We start from the raw sequence: 15,867 nt of genomic DNA, 5'->3' as shown, positions 1-15,867 counted from the left end.
GGCCCCTTCGTGAGCAAGCCCACTCCCACCCTTTGATCTCGGCCAGCTCCGGATCCTCCATCCACTGACTATCACCTGTGGGAGCGGGCTTGCTCGCGAAGGCGTCGGGTCAGCCGACACCTTTATTGAATGTCGCACCGCATTGTGAGCAGGCTCACTCCTACAGGTTTTGTGACGCGTTTTTACTCATCACCAGACTCAACACCACCGACCCCAGAATAACCCCGCCCACCACCGCCAGTGACCATTCCACCGGCATGTGAAACCAAGGCATCAGCGTCATCTTGCCGCCGATGAACACCAGCACAATCGCCAGTCCATACTTGAGCAAATGAAAGCGGTCGGCCATGTCGGCCAGCAGGAAATACAGCGCGCGCAGACCCATGATCGCGAAGATGTTCGAGGTGAACACGATGAACGGATCGGTGGTGACCGCGAAGATCGCCGGGATGCTATCGACTGCAAACATCAGATCGCTGGCCTCGATCAGCACCAGCACCAGGAACATCGGCGTGGCCCAGCGCACGCCGTTCTGCAGCACGAAAAAGCGCTCGCCGTGAAAGCCTTGGGTGATCCGCATGTGCCCGCGCACCCAGCGCAGCAGCGGGTTTTTGTCGAGGTCCGGTTGCTGCTCGGCGAACATCAGCATCTTGATCCCGGTGATGATCAGGAACACCCCGAAGGCATACAACAGCCACTCGAACTGCGACACCAGCCACACACCGGCGAAGATCATCGCCGCGCGCATCACGATCGCCCCGAGTACGCCGTACAGCAGCACCCGGCGCTGCAATTCCGGTGGCACGGCGAAGTAGCTGAAGATCATCACGAAGACGAACATGTTGTCGATCGACAGTGACTGCTCGATCAGATAACCGGTGAGGAATTCCAGCGTCTTGCGTTGGGCAATTTCGGCGCCGAACTCGCCGTTCAAGTACCACCAGAGCAACCCGGCGAAGGCCAAGGCCAGTGCGCACCAGGCGATCACCCAACAGGATGCTTCCCGCACTGAAACGCGGTGTGCCTTGCGTCCGCCGAAGACGAACAGGTCCAGTGCAAGCATGGCGAGGACGAAGACGATAAACGCGCCCCACATCCACGGTTCGCCGATATTGATATTGTCAGTGGGCATGGCAATCTCCCTGTCTTTTATGTCGTTGGAGGCAGACCGTGACATGCTAGCGAGGAGTGAATGCCAAGGAAAAATCGTATATTCCTCAGGTAAAGTTCGATAAAAACGAAGTGTCTGGCGTTTTTTGCGGCAGGCATCTTTGCAATGGCAAGCGGCATTGATGCGTTTATACGAGAGAAATTTCAGTGCGAGTTAATTTAGAAGGCAGAGTTGCCAAACACTGCGGGCAGGCACTTACCCGTTTGGCATTGATGCGTGTTTGCGAATGACTTTCCTATTTTGGAGGATTTTAAAGAGGACCCGTCGCCAGCAGTTCTAATATGCCCTTTACTTTGTAAGATGTTCCACTGGACTCTATTTGAAAATCAAATTCTGCGTATATCGATTCCTTTATGTTGTCTCGCTTAAGTTTGATTTCGCCCTCGTCACTCGAAATGATCCCTCCAGCGGAAATGACGTTGGCACGCACAAGGCTTTTGTCATCTTTCTTAATCAGGTATGTGCCGCTTTCGAGCTTCTGATCAATGATGATAGTAATCTGGTAGAAATCGTCCGCTGTGTGATATCGGCCGATGACACTGACTGTGCCGGGAAACAAGGAAGCATAAATAAACAGATTCGGTTCGAAAATCGGAATGGACGGAAAATCAGGATTGAATTTGGCGTTGTAGTATTTGCCAACGGGTTGTTGCTTTACTTCGATGGGTAATGGCTTCAAGTTTTCATCGACGCCATGTTGTTTAAGCAGAATGTCATTGCTCATGGTTGCGTTCCTTCAGTGCTCAACGGTTTCAGGGATTTTCCAAATGGAAGTCCATCGAGCGAGAACGTTACTCGCCGTCCTGTTCGACCGCTACTGTCAGAACTGTCAGTTGCCAGTTAGGGGAGAGTGTGTTGGCAGGGTTGTATTGATGCAGAGATGAGTGACAGGGCAAGGCAGCCGAAAGCGGATTGAGACCCTTTCGAGCCTCAATCCAACCCACCTTGTTACTTGCGGGCAGCCAACGGCGGAGTACGCGGCGGCACCTGACGCTTCGAACCGGTCGCCTCGAACGCCGAGGCCAGACGCAACAGATTCGAGTCATCGTAAGCACGACCGGCGAAAGTCAGACCAACCGGCATGCCGATGTCGGCCATGATCCCCATCGGCACAGTGACAGTCGGCACACCGAGATGCCGGATCGCCAGATTGCCGTTGGCGACCCAGACGCCATTGCTCCAGGCGATGTCCGCCGATACCGGATTGATATCGGCATCCGCCGGGCCGACGTCGGCGTTGGTCGGGAACAGCACCGCGTCGAGTTTCAGCGCATCCATCCAGTCTTCCAGATCAAGCTTGCGGGTCTTTTCCAGACCGCGCAGGCCGTCCGGCAGCGTCGGGATCTGATCCCACGGAGTGATCCCGCGCTCGGCCATGCGCACGTATTCGTCCATGCCGGCGGCCAGATCGCCTTCACGGTTGGGCAGGGTGCCCGGATCGTGCGGGAAGATCTTCGGCCCGTCGACATCGGCCAGGCGATTGAGCTTCGGATCGTCGTTGGCGCGCAGGAAATCATCGAAGGCCCAGGCCGACAGATCCCACAGTTCGTGGTGCAGGAATTCCTTGGAAACGATGCCGCGATTGAACACGGTCGGCGCGCCGGGGCGGTCGCCTTCGCAGTTGGAAACCAGCGGAAAATCCACTTCGATGATGTCGGCGCCGGCCGCTTCCAGCGCGGTGCGGGCCTGTTTCCACAGGTCGATCACCGAAGCGCGAGTGTTGATGCGCTGCCCGGTCGGGCCGCCGATGCCTGGGGCTTCGCTGGTGCCGGCTTCAGGGTCGGCGTTGATGTACATCTTCGGTACACCGAGGCGTTTACCGGCCAGTGCATTGGGTTTCACTGCCAGTTCGGCGTAGGAGGCCGGGCGCACCGAAGCAACGCTCGGGATCGGCACCCACGGCTGCAGGCGCCACAGATCGCCACGGGTGTCGAGGTCTTCGGCGACCACCACGTCGAGCACCTCAAGCAGATCGGCCATGGTGCGGGCGTATGGCACGACCACGTCCATGGTCGGCGTCAGCGGCCAGTTGCCACGCACCGAAATCACCCCGCGCGACGGCGTATAGGCGCACAAACCATTGTTCGACGCCGGGCCGCGACCGCTCGACCAGGTTTCTTCCGCCAGACCGAACGCCGAGAAGCTCGCCGCGGTCGCGGTGCCGGCACCGTTGGATGAGCCGGAAGCAAACGGTGCAGTCAGATAAGCAGCGTTATACGGGCTCTCGGCCCGGCCATAGACGCCACGCTGCATGCCGCCATTGGCCATCGGCGGCATGTTGGTCTTGCCCAGACAGATCGCCCCGGCGCCGCGCAGGCGTTCGATGGTGAAGGCGTCGCGATGCGCCACCAGATCGGCGAAGGCCGGGCTGCCCGAGGCGGCGGTCAGCCCCTTGACCAGATAACTATCCTTGGCGGTGTAGGGGATGCCGTCGAGTGGGCCGAGGGTTTCGCCCTTGGCGCGGCGTGCATCGGACGCCTGGGCCTCTGACAGTGCTTCGGGATTGCGTACGACCACGGCGTTCAGTGCAGTGGCCGTGTTCGGGCCGTCATAGGCGTCGATCCGGGCCAGATAGGCCTGCACCAGTTCAACCGCGGTGGTCTGGCCGGCGTCGAGCGCCGCGCGTAATTGAGCAATGGAGACTTCAGTGACTTCGATCATGCTGTTACCGCCGACAGGTTCGCTAAAGGGGTGGGTCATTATGGTTATGGTCGAGACGTGTAGAAAATTGCGTATGGGCGAAACTCTACCCTGAAGTTTGCCGAATGGCATGTGCTAATTCGATAAATATCGACAAAGCTCAGCGAAAAAATTCCCCCGGTGTCTCGCCAAACTGTTGGCGGAAGGCTGCGATGAAGGCCGAGGTCGAGTCATAACCGCAGGCCAGAGCCACGTCGGTGACGCGTTCGCCACGTTCCAGCGGGGTCAGTGCGCCGAGCAATCGCAAGCGCTGACGCCAGGCACGGAAGGTCAGGCCGGTGTCACGTAAAAACAGGCGGCTGAGGGTTTTTTCGGTGACGCCGAATTTGTCGCTCCAGTGCTGCAGTGTGGTCTGCTGTTCCGGATGTTGCTCCAGGCTTTGATAGATCTGTCGCAGACGGCTGTCCTGCGGCAGTGGCAGCATCAGGTCGATCTGCGGCGCCTCAGCCAGTTGATCGAGGATCACCTGGGCCAACCGACCATGTGCGCCACTCTCGTCGTATTCCACCGGGACCAGACTGAACGCGCGGATCAGTTCGCGCAGCAGGTCGCTGACGCCCAACACATGACAACGTTCAAGCGCCCAGCCGGCCACGCTGCAATCGATGTACAGGCTGCGCATTTCGGTGTGCGGCGAGCTGAACACGCGATGCGGCACGCCTGCCGGAATCCACACCGCACGCTCCGGTGGCGCGACGAAACGCCCGGCGCTGGTCTGCACTTCGAGCACGCCCTGAATCGCGTACGACAATTGCACCCACGGGTGACTGTGACGCCGGGTCAGTGCGCGATTGGGCAGCGATTCGGTGCGCCCGTACAGCGCACGGGGCAGGCTGGGCAACCCGGGAATGCTGCGCCGGAAGCTTTTCTCATGTCCTTTAGGCGGCATCTGTTGGCTCTTCGGCGTTAGTCGGTAATTCCTGCTCACGTTAGAGTCGCAGTCACGTACTGGCAACCCCCGGATGAACAGACCCATGACTCGCCCAAGATTCCTGCCCGACAACTTCACCCTGACCCTGATCGGCGTCGTGCTGCTGGCCAGTTTTCTGCCGGCCAGCGGGCAGGTCGCGGTGGGGTTCGGCTGGCTGACCAATATCGCCATCGCGCTGCTGTTTTTCCTCCACGGCGCCAAGCTGTCGCGTGAGTCGATCATCGCCGGTGCCGGCCACTGGCGCCTGCACCTGTTGGTGTTCGGTCTGACCTTTGTGCTGTTCCCGCTGCTCGGGCTGGCGTTGAAACCGCTGCTGTCACCGCTGATCGGCGACAAGCTGTACATGGGCATGCTGTATCTCTGCGCGTTGCCCGCCACCGTGCAGTCGGCAATTGCCTTCACCTCGCTGGCCCGAGGCAATATCCCGGCGGCGATCTGCAGTGCAGCGGCGTCGAGCCTGTTCGGGATCTTCCTCACGCCATTGCTGGTGACGCTGCTGCTGAACGTGCACGGCGACGGTGGCTCGACCCTGGATGCGATCCTGAAGATCAGCGTGCAACTGCTGCTGCCGTTTATTGCCGGGCAGATCGCTCGGCGCTGGATCGGCGCGTGGGTCGGGCGCAACAAGAACTGGCTGAAGTTTGTCGATCAGGGTTCGATTCTGCTGGTGGTGTACGGCGCGTTCAGCGAGGCGGTCAACGAAGGTATCTGGCATCAGATTCCGGTAGTCGATCTGCTGGGGCTGGTGGTGGTCTGCTGCATTCTGCTGGCGCTGGTGCTGTTGGCGTCGACCTTGCTTGGCAAGGCGTTCGGTTTCAGCCAGGAAGACCGCATCACCATTCTGTTCTGCGGTTCGAAGAAGAGCCTGGCCACCGGCGTGCCGATGGCACAGGTGTTGTTTGCCGGCAGCACGATTGGTGTGTTGATTCTGCCGCTGATGCTGTTCCATCAGATTCAACTGATGGTCTGCGCGGTGTTGGCGCAGCGCTATGCCAAACGGCCGGAATCGGTGCCGGAGCTGATGGCGCAGGTTGATCCATAATGCAGTGATGCCCGGCGGTCAGCCATCGCGAGCAGGCTCGCTCCCACAGTTGACCGCGCAGGGCATTACAGCGCAAGAATCCTTCAGTCCTGAGTCACGTGTTTCGGGCCGGCCAGTGCCCAGGCAATCAGGCCAAACAACGGCACGAACACGATGGCGATAATCCACACGCCTTTGTTGCTGCCTTTGCCTGCGCTCTTGCGCACGCGGTTGATCGCCCACAATTCAACGATCACAAGAACGACGGCGAGTACGATCCAGACGGGTTCAATTTGCATGGGCTACCTCCTGATGGTCTTTCAGTTAGGTGGGTCCAAGCGCGCAGGGTTCATTTAAATTGTGCCGCTGCCTCCCGAATATTTCACCGCAGCGGCCGCCCGCGACGGCACATTGAGCGTTCGCAACAGCGACGACACGTGGATGCGCACGGTGAACGGCGAGATATCCAGTTCTCGGGCGATCTCCTTGTTGGTCTTGCCTTGGGCGATCAGCCGCAATACATCCTGCTGACGCGGGGTGAGGGCGGTGCCGGTCTCCAGCGGCAACAGCCCGGAAGGCGCAAACCTGACCAGCACTTCGCCTTCGCGGATCGCCAGAATCGCCTGGCCGATCTCATCCGGGACAATGTTCTTGCCGATGAAACCGTCGATGCCGGCCGCCATCACCTCACCGATCAACGCCTCGTCGTCGACCATCGACACCACAATCAGCGTGGTGCGCGGCAGTTTTCGGCGCAGTTCGGCGAGTTGGCTGATGCAGGTCAGGCCGGGGAAGCGCAGGTCGAGAATCAGTGTGTCCGGCTCGCTGCCGTCGGGCAGCAAGGCCAGCACGGCGTCGAGGTCGCCGGCCTCCTCGATAGTCGCCTCGGGCAACAGGCGCTGCACGGTGCGCCGCATGGCTTCGCGAAACAACGGGTGATCGTCGGCTATGATGATGCGGCATGTCATGACGTGACCCTCCCTGGATCAGCGTGGTTTACGGCATGCACCTTAGCACCGCGTACGCAGATTGCCTGCCGGCCGCTGCTGAATCTGACGACTGTCGCACAAGGACGTTGCCCATGAAGTTCGAGAAAAACACCGAGCTGGATCAGGCCAATCTGCGGATCATCATCGCCAGCATTGCCATGGTTTACATCTGCGTGCTCGGTGTATTGCCGGGTCAGCGCTTCGATGTCTATCTGCCGGTGGTGGTCTACATCACGCTGTTTCTGCTGGCGTCGATTGTCCTGCGCCAGGCCATCGCGCGCTGGCCGGGGCATTACCCGGCGCGACGAATATTCGCGATGATCCACGATTACACCGGCACCTGTTTCGGCCTGGTGCTCGGCGGTGAAGCGGCGTTGCCGCTGTACGCGGTGATCATCTGGGTCAACCTGGGCAACGGCATGCGCTATGGCTCGCGCTATCTGGCGATTGCCACGGGGTTGGCGCTGCTGGCGTTGCTGGCGGTCTATCGGTTGACGCCGGTGTGGCAGGCGCAGCCGTACATGGTGCTGATGTTGATGCTCACCAGCACCGTGATTCCGTTCTACGCGCACTTGCTGCTGGAGCGCACGCGCAAGGCCTCCGAAGAGGCGGTCGCGGCCAATCTGGAAAAGTCGCGGTTTCTCGCCCAGGCCAGCCATGATCTGCGCCAGCCGATTCACTCCATCGGTCTGTTCACGGCGTGCCTGCGTGAATCGAGTCTGGGCGAGCAGGAACGGCAACTGGTCGACAACATCGACCGTTCGCTGCTCAACGTCTCGCAGTTGTTCCGTTCGATTCTTGACCTCTACACCCTCGACAACGGGCGCATTCTGCCGAGGCTGCAGGTGTTCAATCTCGGCGAGTGGCTGGCCGACCTGATCCGCCAGAACGCCGAGGCGGCACGCTGGGCCGGTGTGGAATTGCGCCTGCGTCCGTGCCAGCACTGGGTGCAGAGCGATCCAGCGTTGCTCGCGACCATGGTGCAGAACGTGCTTTCCAATTGCTTCAAATACGGCGCGCAACGCCCGGTACTGATCGGCGTGCGCAAACGCGGTGTCGGGCTGGCCATCGTGATTTATGACCGCGGCAGCGGCATTGCCGAGGAGCATCTGCCGAAGGTCTTCGAGGAGTTTTATCGAGTGCGTCAGGTGCGCGACAAGGACGTGGAAGGCGTCGGCCTCGGGCTGTCGATCGTCAAGCGTCTGGGGCAGTTGATCGGCGTCGATGTGGCCTTGCGCTCGCAGCTTGGGCACGGCACGGCGGTCTCCCTGTATGGCTTGCCGGTGGCCGTGGCGCCGCAGTTGCCGGTCATGCGTGACGATGTGCGGCAGGCCGGCCTGTTGACCGGGCTGAAGGTGTGTCTGGTGGAGGATGATCGCAACGTCTTGCTGGCGACCTCGGCGCTGCTCGAGCGCTGGGGCTGCGTGGTGCAAGGCGAATTGAGCGGGCAGGGGCTGGTCACCGATTGCGACATCATCGTCGCCGATTACGATCTGGGTCCACATTCCACGGGCATCGAGTGCATTGACGAGGTGCGGCGCCAGCGTGGTTTTGCGGTGCCGGCGATGATCATCACCGGGCATGACATCGAGAAAATACAGGCGGCCTTGCACGACCGCCAAATTGCCATCCTGTCCAAACCGGTACGCCCGGCCGAGCTGCGCGCGACCTTGCGCAGCCTGCGCGACCGGCAAACCGAGCCGGCCGAGCAGGTTTGACTCAACGCTTGCAGAGGTAGTCCTGAGTGATGGTGGTTTGCAGGCAGTTGAACTGGCCCATGGCGCGGCAGATGTTCTTCTCGGAACCGGTCACCTCGGCGTTCTTGTAACCCCAGGTCTTGCAGCGCTCCATCGCCACAGTCAGGCCTTGCGCGGCGTTGGTCTGGCCGCTTTCGAACTGACCCAATTCGTAGGAGACCTGGACCACGCCGTCGTTCTTGCTGCCACCGGTGGCTTCCCATTGTTTGGGCGTGGCGCAGCCTGTCAGAGCGAGGGCGGTGAGAGTGAGAGTTGCGATCAGGATTTTCATGATGGAACGTAGTCCTTTACCGGGGATGAAGGTTTACTGGAACGGAATCGGCGAGGCGCCTTTGGGCAGGCACGACAGCGGCGGGGTCATGATGCCCATGCTCGCCACCGCGATAATCGCGCCGCTGGGCAACTCGCAGTTGTACTCGCCGGCGGGGGTGTACGCGGTGTAGTAGGTGAGGGTACTGTCGCTGCGGATGTTGTCGATTTTCGACACCGGCTTGCCGATGACCGTCTGGGCGCGTTCTTTCATGCTGGCTTCGGTAGGTTTGGCGGTCTGGCAGCCGCTGGCACCAAGCAGCAGGGCGCTGACGATCGCCACTTTGAGAAGGTTGGAATGCAGTTTCATGGTGTTTCTTCCTTGGTGTTGTTCTGATTTCCAGGCACGACGATCCCGCGCACTGCACAGCGGCAATGTTGGGGAGCATCGGGGGTTGCGAGGGAATATAACGCCGGTGGGCGGGGCGGTCGATTAGCACAAATGTGCTAGTGCGGCGGAGGGAGAGGCGACCCAACGGGTCGCCCCGCGCCGATTACTGAGGAGAGTTGAACTGGTCGGAATAGCTGCCGGTCATCAGCGCCGAAGCGACGCGATCAGAACCGACGCCGACGCGTGAGTAGGCATAGCGATTGGCGCCGACCTTGTCGGTGCCGTCGGAAGCCAGTGCGCCTGCGCCGACGTGATCGGAGCCATCAGAGGCGACTGTGCCAGCCCCGACGTGATCGGAACCATCCGAGGCGACTGCACCAGCCCCGAGATGATCAGAACCGTCCGAGGCGACTGCACCAGCCCCGACATGATCCGAACCGTCCGAGGCGACTGCTCCAGCGCCGACATGATCGGAACCGTCCGAGGCGACTGCACCAGCCCCGACATGATCGGAACCGTCCGAGGCGACTGCGCCAGCGCCGACACGATCGGAACCGTCCGAGGCGACTGCGCCAGCGCCGACGTGATCGGAACCGTCCGAGGCGACAGCACCAGCGCCGACATGATCGGAACCGTCCGAGGCGACAGCACCAGCGCCGACATGATCGGAACCATCCGAGGCGACTGCGCCAGCCCCGACATGATCGGAACCGTCCGAGGCGACTGCTCCAGCCCCGACATGATCCGAACCATCAGAGGCCACCGCCTGCGGCTGCGCAGCCCAAACCGTTGGCAGCATCACGGTCGCCGCGACCGCAAGGATGGCGCCTGACAAAAGCGTGTGTTTCATGATTTTCTCCACGACCCATCAGCCACACAGCATTCGTTGGCCCGGGGTTGACCAAGTTGGCAATTGGCACGGGCGCGCTCGATGGGCGCACGGGTGTCGACGTTTTTGCATGAAACCGCGTTAGCGAACTGAAAAGTATAGATCGGCAAAATGCAGGCGCAGGTGCAACAACATGCAAGCGATAGTCGGTTAACTTCCTTGCACAGGGGCGCTTGAAGGAAATCAGTCTAAAAACACCACCCGCGACTCGATGGCTTTTGCTAGCCTCAAAGGTGTAGGCGAAGACGCAGACTGATGCGCAAGCGGATAGCAAGGGGACGTGGGGCGCGTTCCGAAGGGTACACGGTTAGAAAGATCTCCGCGCTGAGATCCAGCCCTTATGCCGTGTGAGGCAGCAAAGCACCGCTCTTTTTCCATGGTTGCTTTTGTACTGTGAGAGGCCCGATAAACCTTGTAAGCCAGAGACCAGCACTGGCCGCCTACTCGAATAAACCAAAGCCCGCATTACTGCGGGCTTTGTCGTTGTTGCGGGATCAGATTTTGGTCAGTGCGTACGCCAGATCAGCGCGCAGGTCTTCGAGATCTTCGACCCCCACCGACAGACGCACCAGGCCGTCGCCGATGCCCAGTTTGGCGCGGGTTTCAGCTGGAATGGTCGCGTGGGTCATGATCGCCGGATGCTCGATCAGGCTTTCAACACCGCCCAGACTCTCGGCCAAGGCAAAGATCTTCACGTTTTCCAGAAAGCGCCGTGCACCCTCCAGATCACTGTTCAGATCCACCGAGATCATCCCGCCAAAACCATGCATCTGCCGTTTGGCCAACTCATGCTGCGGGTGCGACGGCAGGCCCGGGTAGTAGACGCGTTTGACCTGTGGCTGCTGCTCCAGCCACTTGGCCAGTTCCAGCGCGTTGCTGCAATGACGCTCCATGCGCAGCGCCAGAGTCTTCACCCCGCGCAAGGTCAGGAACGCGTCGAACGGCCCGGAAATCGCGCCGACGGCGTTCTGCAGGAAGCCGAGTTTGTCCGCCAGTTCGGCATTCTGCCCAACCACCGCGATACCACCGATCACGTCGGAGTGACCGTTCAGGTACTTGGTGGTCGAGTGCAGCACGATGTCGAAACCCAGCTCCAGCGGGCGCTGGATATAGGGGCTGGCGAAGGTGTTGTCGGCAACGCTGATGATCCCCCGTGCGCGGCAGATGCGCGCAATCGCGGCCAGATCCGACAGGCTCAGCAGCGGGTTGGTCGGCGACTCGACAATCACCAGGCGGGTGTCGTCCTGCAGCGCCGCTTCGAACGCCGCCAGGTCAGTCAGATCGACGTAGCTGAAGCGATGCCCGGCGCTGCGCTGACGGACCTTGTCGAACAGGCGGAACGTGCCGCCGTACAGGTCATTGCCGGAGATCACGTGCGAACCGGCATCGATCAGTTCGAGCACGGTGGAAATGGTCGCCAGCCCGGAAGCGAACGCGAACGCGCGGGTGCCACCTTCCAGATCCGCCACGCAACGCTCCAGCGCAAAACGCGTCGGGTTGTGCGAGCGCCCGTAGTCGAAGCCCTTGTGCACGCCGGGGCTGTCTTGCAGGTACGTCGAGTTGGCGTAGATCGGCGGCATCAGCGCGCCGGTGGTCGGGTCAGGCGTTTGCCCGGCATGGATCACCCGGGTCGCGAAGCCTTGGGATTTATCGTCGTGCTGACTCATGCGAGGGATCTCCGTAATTGGTTGAGCATGTCGGTGCGGGTAATCAGGCCGTGGAAGCCCGAAGCATCGGCAATGATCGCGACGAGGCCGCGACTGAGCACCGCTTCCAGCTCGGCGAGGTTGGCACCGGGGGCGAGGGTTTGCAGTTTGTCGGTCATCACGCTGGACACCGATTGACTGAAGCGCGCAGCGTCTTCGTGCACGGGCAGCAGGATGTCCGATTCGTCGATCACACCGACCAGTTGTTTACCTTCAACCAGCACCGGCAACTGCGAGACATCCGCCAGGCGCATGCGCTGGAACGCGGTCAGCAGGGTGTCGTCGGGGCCGACGCTGATCACGCGGCCATCTTCGAAACGGCGGGCGATCAGATCGCGCAGGTCGCCATAGCGTTTGCGCTGCAACAGGCCCTGATCGGTCATCCACTGGTCGTTGTAAACCTTGGACAGATAGCGCGTGCCGGTGTCGCAGACGAAGCTGACCACGCGTTTCGGCTCGGTCTGTTCGCGGCAATAACGCAGCGCGGCGGCGAGCAAGGTGCCGGTCGACGAGCCACCGAGAATGCCTTCGGCGCGCAGCAACTGGCGGGCGTGGTCGAAGCTTTCTTCATCGCTGATCGAGTAGGCGTGACGCACGCTGCTGAGGTCGGTGATCGACGGAATGAAGTCTTCGCCGATGCCTTCCACCGCCCACGAACCGGGCGTCGGCATCGTGCCGTCGCGGCTGTACTGAGCCATCACCGAACCGACCGGGTCGGCGAGGACCATTTGCAGATCCGGCTGTACCCGTTTGAAGAAGCGGCTCAGCCCGGTCAGGGTGCCGGCGGAACCGACGCCGACCACGATCGCGTCCAGATCATGTTCGGTCTGCGCCCAGATCTCCGGCGCGGTGCTGCACTCGTGGGCCAGCGGGTTGGCGGGGTTGTTGAACTGGTCGGCGAAGAACGCGCCGGGAATGTCTTTTGCCAGGCGTGCGGCCACGTCCTGGTAATACTCGGGGTGGCCCTTGCCGACGTCCGAGCGAGTGATGTGCACCTCGGCACCCATGGCTTTCAAGTGCAGGACTTTCTCGGTGGACATCTTGTCCGGGACTACCAGCACCACGCGGTAGCCTTTGGCCCGGCCGACCAGCGCCAGACCCAGACCGGTGTTGCCGGCGGTGGCCTCGACGATGGTGCCACCCGGTTGCAGGCGCCCGTCGCGTTCAGCGGCATCGATCATCGCCAGACCGACGCGGTCCTTGATCGAGCCGCCGGGGTTTTGTGATTCCAGTTTGAGAAACAGTGTGCAGAGGCCGGTATCGAAGCGGGTAACTTGTACCAGCGGCGTATTGCCGATCAGCCCAAGTACGGCAGGGCGTGAATCCTTTGACATTTCTTCACCTCTTGTAGTGGTGTTGATCGCGTTCCATTCGCGGGGAAAAGCTCGCGTGCAACATAGGCTTAGACATGATCCGTCGCAACCTTTAACCCGCCGCTGCGCCAGCCATTTCGATCTAACCATAGAACAGAATCGCAGCCTGCAAGGGCGCGGGTTCAGAGGGTTTACATCAAGGCGCCATCGAGTATTCAAAGGGCGTCGTGAGCTTCGCCGGCAGCTTGATCTGCGGATGAATATCCTGCAGGGCAAACCGTGTTTTCAGCGGAAAAACAGCTCACATCTGATCATGAGAGAAACTCGTGATCATCAAGATTAAAATGAGTTTGTCTCACTAGTGCCCGATCCTGACAATGACCGTCATCAACAAGACATTGGAGTTGTTTGTCATGGCACTGGCCCATTCCCTCGGATTTCCGCGCATTGGTCGCGACCGCGAACTGAAAAAAGCGCAAGAGGCGTTCTGGAAAGGAGAACTGAACGAGGCCGGCCTGCGTGAAGTGGGTCGTGAATTACGCAAGGCCCACTGGGACCTGCAGAAAAACGCCGGCATCGAGCTGCTGCCGGTAGGCGATTTCGCCTGGTACGACCAAGTGCTGACCCACTCGCTGATGTTCGGGGTGATCCCCGAGCGTTTCCGTCCGCACGATGGCAAGGCCAGCCTGCAGACCCTGTTCAGCATGGCCCGTGGTGTCAGCGACAGTTGCTGCGGCGGTGCCCATGCGCAGGAAATGACCAAGTGGTTCGACACCAACTACCACTATCTGGTCCCGGAATTCAGCGTTGATCAACAGTTCCAGCTCGGATGGGAACAGTTGTTCGAAGAAGTCGAAGAGGCCCGTGCCCTCGGTCATAACGTCAAACCGGTGATCATCGGCCCACTGACTTATCTATGGCTGGGCAAGGCCAAAGGCGCCGAGTTCGACAAGCTGGAATTGCTTGATCGTTTGCTGCCGCTGTACGGGCAGATCTTCGCCCGGCTGGCCGCACTCGGTGTGGAATGGGTGCAGATCGACGAGCCGATTCTGGTGCTTGACCTGCCGCAGGAATGGAAGAACGCTTTCGAGCGTGCGTACAACCAGATCCAGCGTGATCCGCTGAAGAAACTGCTCGCCACTTACTTCGGTGGTCTGGAAGAGAACCTCGGTCTGGCCGCCAATCTGCCGGTCGACGGTTTGCACATCGACCTGGTGCGTGCAGCGGAACAGTATCCGACCATTCTTGATCGCCTGCCGACCTACAAGGTGCTGTCGCTGGGTGTGGTCAACGGCCGCAACGTCTGGCGCTGCGATCTGGAACATGCGTTGGCGACGTTGCAGCATGCGCATGAGCGTCTGGGGGATCGGCTGTGGGTCGCGCCGTCCTGCTCGTTGCTGCACAGCCCGGTGGATCTGAGCCGCGAAGACCAGCTCGATGCCGAGCTGAAAAGCTGGTTGGCGTTTGCCGTGCAGAAGTGCGAAGAAGTCGCCGTGCTGGCGCAGGCGGTCAGCGAGCCGGAAGCGCCGAAAGTGCTCCGCGCCTTGGCCCAAAGCCGCTCGGTACAGACCAGCCGCGCCGCCTCGCCTCGTATTCACAAACCGGCAGTGCAGGCCCGTGTGGCGGCCATTACCGCGCAGGACAGCCAGCGCCAATCGCCGTTTACCCAGCGCATCGCCAAACAGCGCGCCGGCCTCGATCTGCCACTGTTCCCGACCACCACTATCGGCTCATTCCCGCAGACCGCGTCGATCCGCCTGGCGCGTCAGTCGTTCAAGCAAGGCAAACTGAGCGAAGCCGAATACACCGAAGCCATGTACAGCGAGATCCGTCACGCCGTGCAAATTCAGGAGCAGTTGGGCCTCGACGTGCTGGTGCACGGTGAAGCCGAGCGCAACGACATGGTCGAGTACTTCGCCGAGCAACTCGACGGCTACGTATTCACCCGTTTCGGCTGGGTGCAGAGCTATGGTTCGCGTTGCGTGAAACCGGCGGTGATCTTCGGTGATCTGAGTCGTCCGCAAGCCATGACCGTGGAGTGGATCCGCTACGCCCAGGGCCTGACCGACAAGGTTATTAAAGGCATGCTGACCGGCCCGGTGACCATGCTGATGTGGTCGTTCCCCCGCGAAGACGTGTCCCGTGAAGTGCAGGCGCGGCAACTGGCGCTGGCGCTCCGTGACGAAGTGGTGGATCTGGAGTCCGCCGGGATCAAAATCGTGCAGATCGACGAAGCCGCATTCCGCGAAGGCCTGCCGCTGCGCCGCGCGCAATGGCAGCACTATCTGGACTGGGCAACCGAAGCGTTCCGCCTGTGTGCCTCCGGTGTACGCGACGAAACGCAGATCCACACGCACATGTGCTACAGCGAATTCAATGATGTGATCGAGTCCATCGCCGCCATGGACGCCGACGTGATCACCATCGAAACCTCGCGTTCGGACATGGAACTGCTCAATGCCTTTGAAGCATTCGATTACCCGAACGAGATCGGGCCGGGCGTCTACGACATTCACTCGCCTCGCGTTCCCGATGCTTCGGAGATGGCCAATTTGCTGCGCAAGGCGGCGCAGCGGATTCCGGCGGAGCGGTTGTGGGTCAACCCGGATTGCGGTCTGAAAACCCGTGGCTGGCCGGAGACTGAAGCGGCGCTGGTGCACATGGTTGCCGCCGCCCGCCAGCTCCGCAAAGAACTGGCCTGAGAGGACAACCACCAAAACCTGTGGGAGCGGGCTTGCTCGCGAAAGCGG

General features: G+C 60.8%; 14 protein-coding genes. 3 read left to right on the top strand and 11 right to left on the bottom strand.

Annotated elements, in window-relative coordinates:
* Positions 1-160: 160 nt before the first annotated feature.
* The 4 genes from E3Z29_RS19060 to E3Z29_RS19045 form a co-directional block, all read right to left on the bottom strand.
* On the bottom strand, positions 161-1,132 hold the full coding sequence (locus E3Z29_RS19060) for a TerC family protein (RefSeq protein WP_134786618.1): 972 nt from the start codon (positions 1,130-1,132) through the stop codon (positions 161-163).
* A gap of 289 nt (positions 1,133-1,421) precedes the next feature.
* Positions 1,422-1,895 (bottom strand): hypothetical protein, encoded by a 474-nt coding sequence (locus tag E3Z29_RS19055; protein WP_134786617.1) that lies wholly within the window; start codon positions 1,893-1,895, stop codon positions 1,422-1,424.
* Between the two features lie 224 nt (positions 1,896-2,119).
* Positions 2,120-3,832 carry an amidase gene (locus tag E3Z29_RS19050; protein ID WP_134786616.1) on the bottom strand — a complete coding sequence of 571 codons (1,713 nt, stop codon included), beginning with the start codon at positions 3,830-3,832 and terminating at the stop codon, positions 2,120-2,122.
* Positions 3,833-3,971: 139 nt separating this feature from the next.
* Positions 3,972-4,760 (bottom strand): helix-turn-helix domain-containing protein, encoded by a 789-nt coding sequence (locus tag E3Z29_RS19045; RefSeq protein ID WP_134786615.1) that lies wholly within the window; start codon positions 4,758-4,760, stop codon positions 3,972-3,974.
* 85 nt (positions 4,761-4,845) lie between these two features.
* Here E3Z29_RS19045 and E3Z29_RS19040 point away from each other — a divergent pair, with 85 nt between their 5' ends.
* Positions 4,846-5,844: a bile acid:sodium symporter family protein gene (locus E3Z29_RS19040; protein WP_064587897.1), complete on the top strand. Its 999-nt coding sequence runs from the start codon at positions 4,846-4,848 to the stop codon at positions 5,842-5,844.
* An 83-nt stretch (positions 5,845-5,927) separates the two neighbouring features.
* Here E3Z29_RS19040 and E3Z29_RS19035 read toward each other — a convergent pair whose 3' ends face one another.
* Entirely contained in the window at positions 5,928-6,122 is a 195-nt protein-coding gene (locus E3Z29_RS19035; protein WP_027613057.1) for a PLD nuclease N-terminal domain-containing protein, read from the bottom strand.
* 54 nt (positions 6,123-6,176) lie between these two features.
* Positions 6,177-6,791, bottom strand: coding sequence for a response regulator transcription factor (locus E3Z29_RS19030; RefSeq protein WP_134786614.1), 615 nt, complete (start codon positions 6,789-6,791; stop codon positions 6,177-6,179).
* Between the two features lie 113 nt (positions 6,792-6,904).
* Here E3Z29_RS19030 and E3Z29_RS19025 point away from each other — a divergent pair, with 113 nt between their 5' ends.
* On the top strand, positions 6,905-8,530 hold the full coding sequence (locus tag E3Z29_RS19025; protein ID WP_134786613.1) for a hybrid sensor histidine kinase/response regulator: 1,626 nt from the start codon (positions 6,905-6,907) through the stop codon (positions 8,528-8,530).
* A gap of 1 nt (position 8,531) precedes the next feature.
* On the opposite strand, the gene yecR is transcribed toward E3Z29_RS19025, so the two are convergent.
* The 5 genes from yecR to E3Z29_RS19000 all read right to left on the bottom strand — a co-directional run bounded on the left by yecR (position 8,532) and on the right by E3Z29_RS19000 (position 13,138).
* On the bottom strand, positions 8,532-8,840 hold the full coding sequence (gene yecR, locus E3Z29_RS19020) for a YecR family lipoprotein (RefSeq protein WP_134786612.1): 309 nt from the start codon (positions 8,838-8,840) through the stop codon (positions 8,532-8,534).
* 33 nt (positions 8,841-8,873) lie between these two features.
* Complete coding sequence (locus E3Z29_RS19015; RefSeq protein ID WP_134786611.1) at positions 8,874-9,188, bottom strand: hypothetical protein; 315 nt, start codon at positions 9,186-9,188, stop codon at positions 8,874-8,876.
* Between the two features lie 184 nt (positions 9,189-9,372).
* Complete coding sequence (locus E3Z29_RS29705) at positions 9,373-10,059, bottom strand: hypothetical protein (RefSeq protein ID WP_256662023.1); 687 nt, start codon at positions 10,057-10,059, stop codon at positions 9,373-9,375.
* Positions 10,060-10,592: 533 nt separating this feature from the next.
* Positions 10,593-11,765, bottom strand: coding sequence for a cystathionine gamma-synthase (locus E3Z29_RS19005; RefSeq protein WP_041062583.1), 1,173 nt, complete (start codon positions 11,763-11,765; stop codon positions 10,593-10,595).
* Positions 11,762-13,138, bottom strand: a complete 1,377-nt coding sequence (locus E3Z29_RS19000; RefSeq protein ID WP_098964290.1) for a cystathionine beta-synthase — start codon at positions 13,136-13,138, stop codon at positions 11,762-11,764. Before E3Z29_RS19000 ends, E3Z29_RS19005 begins: the two co-directional genes overlap by 4 nt.
* A 392-nt stretch (positions 13,139-13,530) precedes the next feature.
* Between E3Z29_RS19000 and metE the strand changes: the two genes are divergently transcribed.
* Positions 13,531-15,819: a 5-methyltetrahydropteroyltriglutamate--homocysteine S-methyltransferase gene (gene metE, locus E3Z29_RS18995; RefSeq protein ID WP_134787598.1), complete on the top strand. Its 2,289-nt coding sequence runs from the start codon at positions 13,531-13,533 to the stop codon at positions 15,817-15,819.
* Positions 15,820-15,867: the final 48 nt, after the last annotated feature.

Source organism: Pseudomonas sp. S150 (genome assembly GCF_004526365.1).
Lineage (GTDB): Bacteria > Pseudomonadota > Gammaproteobacteria > Pseudomonadales > Pseudomonadaceae > Aquipseudomonas > Aquipseudomonas putida_A.
Note: the sequence above shows the minus strand (reverse complement) of the source record. Positions and strands in the feature narration are given on the sequence as shown.